Below are 10,000 nucleotides of genomic sequence, written 5' to 3' on the forward strand. Positions count from 1 at the left end.
TTTACCCTTAGTTTGACGCTGTAGCTTTGTTGATCGCACTGCAACACCAATCAGTTCGGGATTGTTTTGTTGTTATAGTTACCGGTTTTAGTTAACTGAATTTATACACTATTTGTTGCTGATACAACTCACCTGCTTTGAGCAGAGTGCAGGGAAAGCCAAGTTGATTAATTGCATCAGGCCAGCCCTGAGCCTCCAGACAAATCCCCTGCCTGGGCGCAAAAGGCGCAGCCAGAAAGTTGCCTGTGTAAAGCTGCAAGCCGGGCTGAGTGCTAAAGACTTCCAGCTGGCGACCACTTTGCTCAGAACTTAACTTAGCCATCAGTTTTAACTCTGACGCCTGTGCACCTTGCCAGATAAAACAGTGATCAAAACCATTGGCTAATGCCAGCTGAGGGTCCTGCTGCATTAGTGCAGGTCCGACTAATTTCGCTTGCGTAAAGTCAAAGGCGGTGCCAGCCACAGCACGGCGCTCTCCGGTTGGAATAGCGCTGTCGTCTGTCGGTAAATAATGGCTCGCTGTCAGCTGCAATTGATGGTTTTCGATCGAAGTACCGTCGTTATTCAGGTTGAAATAACAATGGTTGGTTAAATTCAGCACAGTGTCTTTGTTAGACAAAGCTAAAAAAGACAACTCTAACTGCTGATCGACAATACGGAACTGCTGCCAGACCTGCACAGCGCCAGGATAGCCCTGATCGCCGTCTGCTGAGTGCAAATACAATTGCACCGAATCTGACTGCTGTTTCAGCACTTGCCAGTGCTGGCGATTAAAACCAGTGATGCCCCCATGCAGGTGATTGGGACCATTATTGCAATCAAGCTGAAAGCTCTGGCCATTGAGTTTAAAACGGCCATTGGCAATACGATTGGCAACACGACCCGCTGTAGCGCCCAGATAAAACTCATCGGTTTGATAATCAGCCACTTGCGGATAATTCAGCGTCATTTCCTGGCCATACAAACGGATAGAGCGGATTGTTGCCCCAAAAGGCAACAACTCCACATCCAGACCAGTGCCTTTTGTTAAGGCTATTGGGGTCTGGTTCATGCCAAAATCTGCTCTGCGCCCTGACTGGCTGTACAAACAAAAATACCTGCGGTTAAGCCGGTTTGAGCCGGATAGTCACGTTCAACTAAAGCCCGGATCTCATCCACTCTGCCCTGTGGCACTAAAGCGACCACACAACCACCAAAACCACCGCCTGTCATCCGCACACCACCAGTCTCACCCAAAACCTTGCCAATCATTTCCACCAGCGCATCAATGGCAGGTACAGTGATTTCAAAGTCGTTTTTCATCGACAAATGCGACTCAGCCATTAAGCGGCTTAACAGTTTAATGTCGTGCTCAGCTAAAGCTTTAGCGGCCAGCTCAGTACGGTCGTTTTCAGTGATCACATGACGGGCACGTTTGGCTACTAATGGATCCAATTCGCTCTGCTTAGCCGCAAAAGTATCCCAGCTGACATCGCGTAAGGCTTTGACGCCAAAAATAGCGGCCGCTTCTTCACACTGACGACGACGGGTGTTGTATTCGCTATCGACCAGGCCACGTTTTACATTGGAGTTGATAATCATCACCGCCATGTCAGTGGGCACTGATACAGGGGTGCTGTCGAGGCTACGGCAGTCGATCAATAAGGCATGATCCACTTTACCTTGTGCAGAAATCAGTTGATCCATAATGCCGCAGTTGCAACCGACAAAGTGGTTTTCTGCGTGTTGACCATTGAGTGCATTGTCGCGGCTGGACAGTTCAATACCTGCCAAAGTGCTGTAGGTCAGACCCAATGCAACTTCCAAAGAAGCTGAAGAGCTTAAACCTACACCTTGTGGCACATTGCCGCTGATGGCTAAGTCACAACCGACCAGGTTAAAACCTTTTTGCATCAGGCTGTTGGCCACACCACGCACATAGTTGGCCCACTGGTACTCTGGATGTTTAGCCAGCGGAAAGGTCAGTTCAAACTCATCCACTTGCTGCTGATAATCCAGCGCCAGCACCCGCACCTTCTTGTCGTTGCGTGGTGTTGCCACAACCACAGTGTCGTAGTTAATAGCACAAGGCAATACAAAACCGTCGTTGTAGTCTGTGTGTTCGCCAATCAGATTCACCCGGCCAGGCGCTCTGAACACAAATTCACCCTGCTGTTGATAATGTTTGGCAAATGCCTGCTGTACTTGTTGCACTAATTCCATCTGTATTAAACCTTGCTCTGCTGTTTGTAATGCACAGGACTTTGCTGTTTTAAGCGTTCAGCGGCCTGTTCAGGAGTCATATCACGTTGGGTTTCGGCCAGCATTTCGTAGCCCACCATAAATTTTTTGATGGTGGCAGAACGTAATAAAGGCGGGTAAAAATGGCCATGCAGCTGCCAGTGGTCGATGCTTTGTGCACTATCAACACCTTCAGCAGCGTCGTTGTGGTACGGTGCGCTGTGCCAGCCCATTGAATAAGGGAAAGAACACTGGAACAGATTGTCGTAGCGAATGGTAATTTGCTTAAGAATATCAGCCAGCGCTGCCTGCTGCTCTGTCGTTAACTCTTCCATCCGGCGAACATGAGCTTTTGGCAACACTAGTGTTTCAAATGGCCAGCTGGCCCAGAATGGCACGACCACTATCCAGTGCTGGTTTTCAACCACAGTGCGCTCGCCACTTTGTTGCTCCAGAGCGGCATAATTCAATAACAGGTTTTTGCCGTGCTTCGCTAAATACTCACGCTGCGCTTGATCGGCTTTGGCTGGTAAAGTCGGCACAGTGCTGTTGGCCCAAATCTGACCATGGGGATGTGGATTGGAGCAGCCGTTAATAGCGCCTTTGTTTTCAAATACCTGCACCCAGTTGTAGGTTTTGGATAAGTCCTGATACTGACGGATCCACTCCTCTACTATGTTTTGAATATCAGCTACACACAACTCTGGCATAGTCAGGCTGTGATCCGGAGAATAACAAATTACTCTGCTGGTACCACGTTCCGCTTTTAATACAAACAAATCATCGTCTGAGCGCTGATAAAAAGGCGTATCCGCTGTTAAAGCGGCAAAGTCATTGGTAAAGACATAAGGCTTTTTATAGTCAGGATTCAGATCCCCTGAAATACGGCTGTTGGTTGGGCATAAAAAACAGCTGTGGTCGTATGATGGATTCTGCTCTGTGGCTGCAGCTTCAATCTGACCTTGCCATGGTCTTTTTGCTCTGTGTGGCGACACCAGCACCCAATCCCCAGTCAGCGGGTTGTATCTGCGATGTGGATGATCTTTTGCATTAAATTCAGACATCTATAACTCCAACCTTTCACTCAATCTTGTTCACAAACCCCGTAGGGGCTGGGTTTATCCCTGCACGCACTGTCATTCACGCAAGCTCTTTAGCTGCAGCGAGGCGACAAGTGTTCAAGACCCCAGGAGCATAGTCACCTATGAGACTGGGGCGCGAACACGCAGTCAACAAAGCTGCAGCGTCAAGAACGACGGTTATCTATAGCCAAAGTAATTGGCGTTGCAGCGAGGCAACAAGTGTTCAAGACCCCAGGAGCATAGTCACCTATGCGACTGGGGCGCGAACACGCAGTCAACAAAGCTGCAGCGTCAAGAACGACGGCTATAACCATTGGGGTTTAATTTCTGCCAATTCCAGCTATCCGCTACCATCTGATCCAAACCCCGTTCCGCTTTCCAATTCAGCTGCTGTTCTGCTCGGCTTGAATCGGCGTAGCAGCAGGCAATATCACCAGGGCGACGTGGCGCTACCTGATAAGCAATCAACTGGCCCGAAATACGACGGTAAGCCTCCACCATTTGCAGCACAGACACTCCCTGCCCAGTGCCTAAATTAAACACATGGAAACCCGGGTTCTGATGCAAAGTTTCTAAAGCTTTGACATGACCTGAGGCTAAATCACAGACATGGATATAATCCCGCACACCGGTACCGTCTGGCGTATCGTAATCATCACCAAACACAGCTAAATGTGGTCTGCGACCTATGGCCACCTGATTGATAAAAGGCATCAGATTATTTGGAATGCCGTTAGGATCTTCACCTATCAAGCCAGATTCATGCGCACCTACAGGGTTAAAATAACGCAGTACTATGGCACTGAAGTCAGGTTGCGCCAGGACTAAATCGGACATCACCTGTTCGACCATCAGCTTAGAACGGCCATAAGGATTGGTAGGCTGCACCGCAAAATCTTCCCGTATCGGTGAAGATACGGGTTCGCCATACACTGTGGCAGAAGAGCTGAACACCAGAGTTTTCACCTGATGTTCCAGCATGACCCGCATCAATAAGCCTGAAGCACTGACATTATTTTCATAATAAAACAATGGCTTAGCTACTGATTCGCCGACAGCTTTGGAACCGGCAAAGTGGATCACTGCGTCGACTTTTTCGGCGGCAAAAATAGCACAAAGCGCTTTTTCATCACGGATATCGGCCTGATAAAACTGAATGCTTTGGCCTGTCAGTTGCTCGACGCGCTGCAAAGCCTCCACACTGCTGTTACTCAGGTTGTCGACCACCACCACCTGATGACCAGAATTCAATAACTCCAGACAAGTATGAGAGCCAATATAACCAGCGCCACCCGTGACTAAAATACGCATGCTGTTATTCCTTCAGATTAAACACTAAAGCATCGCTTTGAATAGCCAGAACTTTTGAACTGGCTTCAAGCTTAGCCTGACTAAATTCAGGCCCTAATTTAACTAAAACCGCGGCTTTGCCTTGTTCAGTAAAAGCAGCTTCAGGGTTGATAATTTCAATGTCACCACTGGCTTTAAACTCAATAATTTGATTGTTTAATGGCACTGGCTGGCCGTTTTTATCCAGCACCTCTGCATAAACAAAAACTAAATCACCAGCCACAGGCGCTACACCGCTGGTATCGAGCCTCAGCTTTAAACTGGCCGCACGATCGGGCGTTGTCACCTGATGGCTCGCCACTTCTTTGCCTGCGATATAAGCTTTGGCCAGCAGCTGACCTGCTTTGAACTCTTTTAAATCAAATTCAAAAGGTGGATGGGCTAAATGAGTTGAAAACTTATCTGTTGATGGCTTATTACGGCTGACTAAAACACCGTTTAAATACAGCTCCACTTCTTCAGCATTACTAAATACCCGCACTTTAGCGCTGGAACCTGGTTGCCACTCGCTGGCGATAAATACCATAGGACCAGATTGATACTTGTCGGATTGTTCCGACGCCGGACGCTGGCTTTGGTAAAAGTAGTAACTGTATTTAGGTAAACGGTAAATGCTCATAATGCCGGATGCTTCCAGATCATTGGCATAACCTCTGTTGTAATCAAACATCACCCAATAACCATCTGCATAGGCAGGCGTGGTCAGGTTGTCATTATGCGCTTCCTGTAAGTTACGGGCTTGCTGCAATAAACGCGCTTCGCCATGACTTAATAACTGACGACTGGTACGGGCCTCTTCTTTTAAGTCACCCCAGCTGTCCTGATTAAAACCGGCATTTTGCGCATAGTATTCCCAATCGCCGTATTCAGACACATTGTAAGGCACTGTTGGTGTTTCGTAGTGCATCTGGCGGTGCTGACGTGCCTGCAGGTACATGTCGTAGCCATGTTGCCAGCCCGCGGAATAAGCGCCCGGAAACTCTTGTTTCACTGTGTTGTGTAAGGTTGCGACAAACTCATCCGGCATAGCGGATTCATTCAGAGAACATTCCCAGGCTAAAACGCTGGCATGGTTGCGGTCACGGCGGATTAAATCACGGCAACTCTGAATAGTCTGAGCTCGGAAGGCTTCTGTAGGCTGATAATACTGCCAGCCCAAAATAGCGTTCATCAGCACTAACCCCAGTTCATCCGCGGCCTGCATAAAAGCTTTGGAATGTGGGTAATGCGATAAACGCACGTAGTCAAAACCAGCAGATTTAATTTTCACCGCATCACGGTAATCGGCCTGAGGCGATGTCGCATAGCCGACATGAGGGTATTCCTGATGACGGTTGACGCCGCGTAAAAAGGTCAGCTCCCCGTTAATTAGTAACTGGTGTTTGTCGTTAAAGGCAAAACTGCGGATACCAATCTGTTGCTGCTGACGCTCAATCACTTCGCCATTTTGTTTCAGCACAGTGTTCAGGTTGTATAAAAATGGACTGGCCGGGCTCCATAAGCTTGGTGTGGTCACAGTCAGCTGTTGCTGTTGATCCAGCGTTGCACCAGCGGCCAGTTGAATGGGGCCTGAGCTGACTTCAGTGACTAATTGCTTACCAGCAAATAACTGCTGCACCAGTTCCAGCTCGGCATCTGTCGCAGATGTATTGGCCAGCTGAGTTTTTACCGCAACCACAGACTCTGCTTTGTCCACTTTTGGATAAGTGACAAAAATGCCACCACCAGCTACTTCATTCGCCAGCATTTCATCTGTGATATGAACAGGGTTTTTAATCAGTAAACGCACGTCACGGTATAAACCGCCGTAGGTATTAAAGTCCAGCTGTGCCAAAGGTTTAGGCCCTGTCACTTCATTGTCTCTGTTATCCAGTTTGACGGTCAGCTGATAAGTCTGACCGGCAGCGACATAAGGCGTTAAATCAATAGTAAAAGGCAAATAACCGCCCAGATGCTCGCCAATCTGTTGATCGCCTAACCAGACCTGAGCATGGTTCATTGCGGCTTCAAAACGGATCAATAGCTGTTTGCCCTGCCACTCTGGCGCTATGCTCAGAGACTTTTGATACCAGGCAAAACCCTGCCATTGGTTATTCACCAGCAAAGGCTCAATCTGAGGTGTATGAGGTAAATTGACCTGTTGCCAGTCTTCGGGTTTTGCCGTTAAGTCAGCGGACTGGCTTTTGTAAAACAACCAATCCGCATTTAAGTTTTGCTCTGTGGCTACTGTAACTTTCGCTGACTGTCCGTCCTTCACTGATTCGGCCACAGGGCTGCAGGCACACTGCAGCAACAAAGCCAGCACCAGCAGAGATTGGGAAAAACACTTCAACACTGGAGAATTCCTTTTAATAGGCCCGCAGCAGCAGGACTTAGCAAAAATTTGTTTCAACGGCTGGCCTGATCACCAACTCATGAATATGGGCTTTAGCTGAAGCAGCGAGCATCAGCACTATGGCGTCAGCCACTTCTTCGGCCGATAAATAATCGGGCCTGCTGGCCGCACGAAATTCGGTATCGACCCCACCCGGATACACAGAAAGTACCTTTACCCCTGTGCCATGGAGTTCTTTACGCAGCACTTTGCTGTAGCTATCCAAAGCGGCTTTGCTGGCGCTGTAGGCAGAGATACCAGGGTTAGAAAATAAACAGACGGTCGAGAGTAGATTCAGCACTACACCTTTACCCTGCTCTTTCATCGCTGGCACTAACTGCTGGATAAAATGCAGCGGCGCATAAAAATTCAGTTGCATCATCTGCTCAAGGGCGGACCAATCCGGTTGTGTGGCTGCATTTCTGCTGCTGTTGGCACCAGCGCAGTTAATCAGCACCTCCACCTGACCAAACTGTCTGGTTGCCTGCTGGCAAAACTGGCGAATGGCAGCAGCGTCTGTCACTGAAAAGGACTGGCTGAATACACTGCAGCCTGCTGGCAGTAACGCCAGGGTCTGCGCCAACTTTGCAGGATCACGACCACATAAGCTCAGTCTGTGACCTTGCTGAGCTAAGGCAACAGCCAAAGCCCGGCCTATGCCCGATGAAGCGCCGGTCAGCAGAATATGAGAGGGAGTTAAGGACATCAGACTGGCTTCCCTGAGGATGATTCTCTTTAAAAAAGCCCGGCCCAAAGGCCGGGTTTATCTACGGAATAACAAGCGTCTTACATGGAGTAAGAGAAACCTAACAGGAAACGACGACCCCATTCCTGATAACTGGCCGGACGGCTTGGATCGTTATCAAAATAAGTCACTGCTTCTTCATTGGTCAGGTTTTGCGCCTGCAACATCACCTTAAAGGCTTCTGTCACTTCGTATGACAAGCTGGCATCTACAGTACGTTCAGCTTTGGCTCTGGTGATTTCCGTTGGAGTCCAGCTACCAACACGGGTGTTTGCGCTGCGGTAGTTGTAAGACACCTTGGCGTCAAAACCAGCTTTGTAGTACCACAAGGTCAGGTTGCCAACGTGACGGGACAAACCGCCTAATGGCAATGGATTATCTTCCGGCACAAACTCATGCACATTGCTGTCTGTTAATGAATAGTTGGCATAGAAACCCAAACCATCAAAAGGCGCAGGTAACATAGTCAGAGCCTGTTGATACATCAGCTCTAAACCTTTGATCTGACCACCGTCACCATTAATAGGACCAGTGAAGTTGTAGGCTATACCATCCACTATCATCACGTCGGTTGAACTACCAACATGAGTTTTTAAGTCTTTAAAGAAAGTAGAGACTGTCATAGCTCGGTCACTGGACCAGTAGTATTCGTAGCCCAAATCAATTTGATCAGCCACAAATGGGTCCAATGTTGGATTACCACCTGAGCCTGTTTTCACCGGGCTTTGTGAATCCAGTTGGAAACCGGTACGCATTTCAACCAGTGGCGGCCGTGAAATAGCGCGGGATAAACCAAAACGCACCTGAGCTTCTTCGCTGACAGTAAAGATCATATTCAGGGCAGGTAAAATTTCGTCGTACTCATGGTCTACCGAAATAGGCGAATACAGGCTGTCTTTGAACTGATAACCAGAAGAAGTAGATTCTGTTCTGACATAACGCACACCAAAGTTACCAGTGTAGGGTAAGTCGCCCAGCTCACCGGACATTTTCAGCATAAAATATGCCGCGGTATTGGTTTCACCCACATACCAGCTGTTGACTCTGTCCTGATCGGTTTTGGCGTGCTGACTGCGATCATCAATGCCACCGAAGGCCTGAGTCATAGTTGCATTCCAGTCTTTAAAGCCATACAGATTTGGAGAAACAAAATCTCCACCCAGTTGATAGCTGTAACCGTAATCGGTCAGGCCAGTATTAACAGGAGCCTGCCACCAGCTTTGCACGTCGTTGTCTTTATCGCGGTCGCTGTAACGACCACCGATCACCAGCGTTTCGAATACACCCCAGTCCACATTGCGTTCAAAATCAGCTCGCAGACTAACCATTTCGTCGGTCAGGTCGCGGTCAGTATCGACGTTCATACCAGTGATGCTGTAGTAATCAGGGTTGCCAATATCTTCATTGGTTTGAATAGCCAAGCGACCACCGGCATTGCTCCAACTGATATCCAACGGAGTTGGACCACCATAAGCCGAAGTAATATTGACCCAACGCGATTCGATACCAGCTTCTGAATAACCGACATCATAAGTTGAAGTCCATACATCACCAGTCACTGTAGTTTTTAAGCCTGTGCTTAACAGATGGTTTTGCTGAAACCAGGTGGCATTATTGGCAGAATGTGCGCCCCACAAAATTCCGCCGCCTACTATTTGCTGTGAGCCATCAGGACGGGTCACTATCTGAGGCGCAGTAGCGGAGTTGTTGTAGCCCCAGTTATTGCTGTCCTGCCAGTTACCCCAGCCATCAAACCAGAACTGGTCTTCACGTTCTTCAATATCAAATTTGGAATAAAACAGATCGTACTTCAGGTTCACTGTGTCAACAGGTTCCCATTCCAGAATCATCAGGCTGCCTACACGCTCAGTGTTCCCCACTTTAGTGCCGGCTTTACCGCCCCATGGCGCTGCTTCTTTAATACCGTCGCCATTGACATCACCTTGATCGGCTTCAGCTTTGTTGTACGAATAGGAGGCAGTTTCACGCTGCACTGACGGTTGGTCCTGGTAGGTTAAGCCAAAAACCACACCAAAGTTATCAGCCCACTGATCGACATAAGAGAAACTGGCTTTTTCACCTGAACTGTCAGCACCAGCTAAATCATTACCCAGTTGATAGTCCATCAAATGGCCACTGATATTTATCATGCGCTTGTCTTTTGCCAGCGGGCTGACGAAGTTCATATTCACCAGACCGGCAATACCACCTTCGAGGTTGTTCGCCATA

General features: G+C 48.4%; 7 protein-coding genes. All 7 read right to left on the reverse strand.

Annotated elements, in window-relative coordinates:
* Nucleotides 1–91: 91 nt before the first annotated feature.
* Nucleotides 92–1,051, reverse strand: coding sequence for an aldose epimerase family protein (locus tag LDL40_RS04000; RefSeq protein WP_300993846.1), 960 nt, complete (start codon nt 1,049–1,051; stop codon nt 92–94).
* Nucleotides 1,048–2,202: a galactokinase gene (galK, locus tag LDL40_RS04005; protein WP_300993848.1), complete on the reverse strand. Its 1,155-nt coding sequence runs from the start codon at nt 2,200–2,202 to the stop codon at nt 1,048–1,050. Before galK ends, LDL40_RS04000 begins: the two co-directional genes overlap by 4 nt.
* Before the next feature lie 5 nt (nt 2,203–2,207).
* Entirely contained in the window at nt 2,208–3,284 is a 1,077-nt protein-coding gene (locus LDL40_RS04010) for a UDP-glucose--hexose-1-phosphate uridylyltransferase (RefSeq protein ID WP_300993849.1), read from the reverse strand.
* A gap of 309 nt (nt 3,285–3,593) precedes the next feature.
* Complete coding sequence (gene galE / locus LDL40_RS04015; RefSeq protein WP_300993850.1) at nt 3,594–4,613, reverse strand: UDP-glucose 4-epimerase GalE; 1,020 nt, start codon at nt 4,611–4,613, stop codon at nt 3,594–3,596.
* A gap of 4 nt (nt 4,614–4,617) precedes the next feature.
* Nucleotides 4,618–6,987 carry a sugar-binding domain-containing protein gene (locus LDL40_RS04020; protein WP_300993851.1) on the reverse strand — a complete coding sequence of 790 codons (2,370 nt, stop codon included), beginning with the start codon at nt 6,985–6,987 and terminating at the stop codon, nt 4,618–4,620.
* A gap of 37 nt (nt 6,988–7,024) precedes the next feature.
* Entirely contained in the window at nt 7,025–7,732 is a 708-nt protein-coding gene (locus tag LDL40_RS04025) for an SDR family oxidoreductase (protein WP_300993852.1), read from the reverse strand.
* Between the two features lie 80 nt (nt 7,733–7,812).
* A partial coding sequence (locus LDL40_RS04030) for a TonB-dependent receptor (RefSeq protein ID WP_300993854.1) occupies nt 7,813–10,000 on the reverse strand: 2,188 nt, incomplete at its 5' end.

The organism is Rheinheimera sp., assembly GCF_020217005.1.
Lineage (GTDB): Bacteria > Pseudomonadota > Gammaproteobacteria > Enterobacterales > Alteromonadaceae > Pararheinheimera.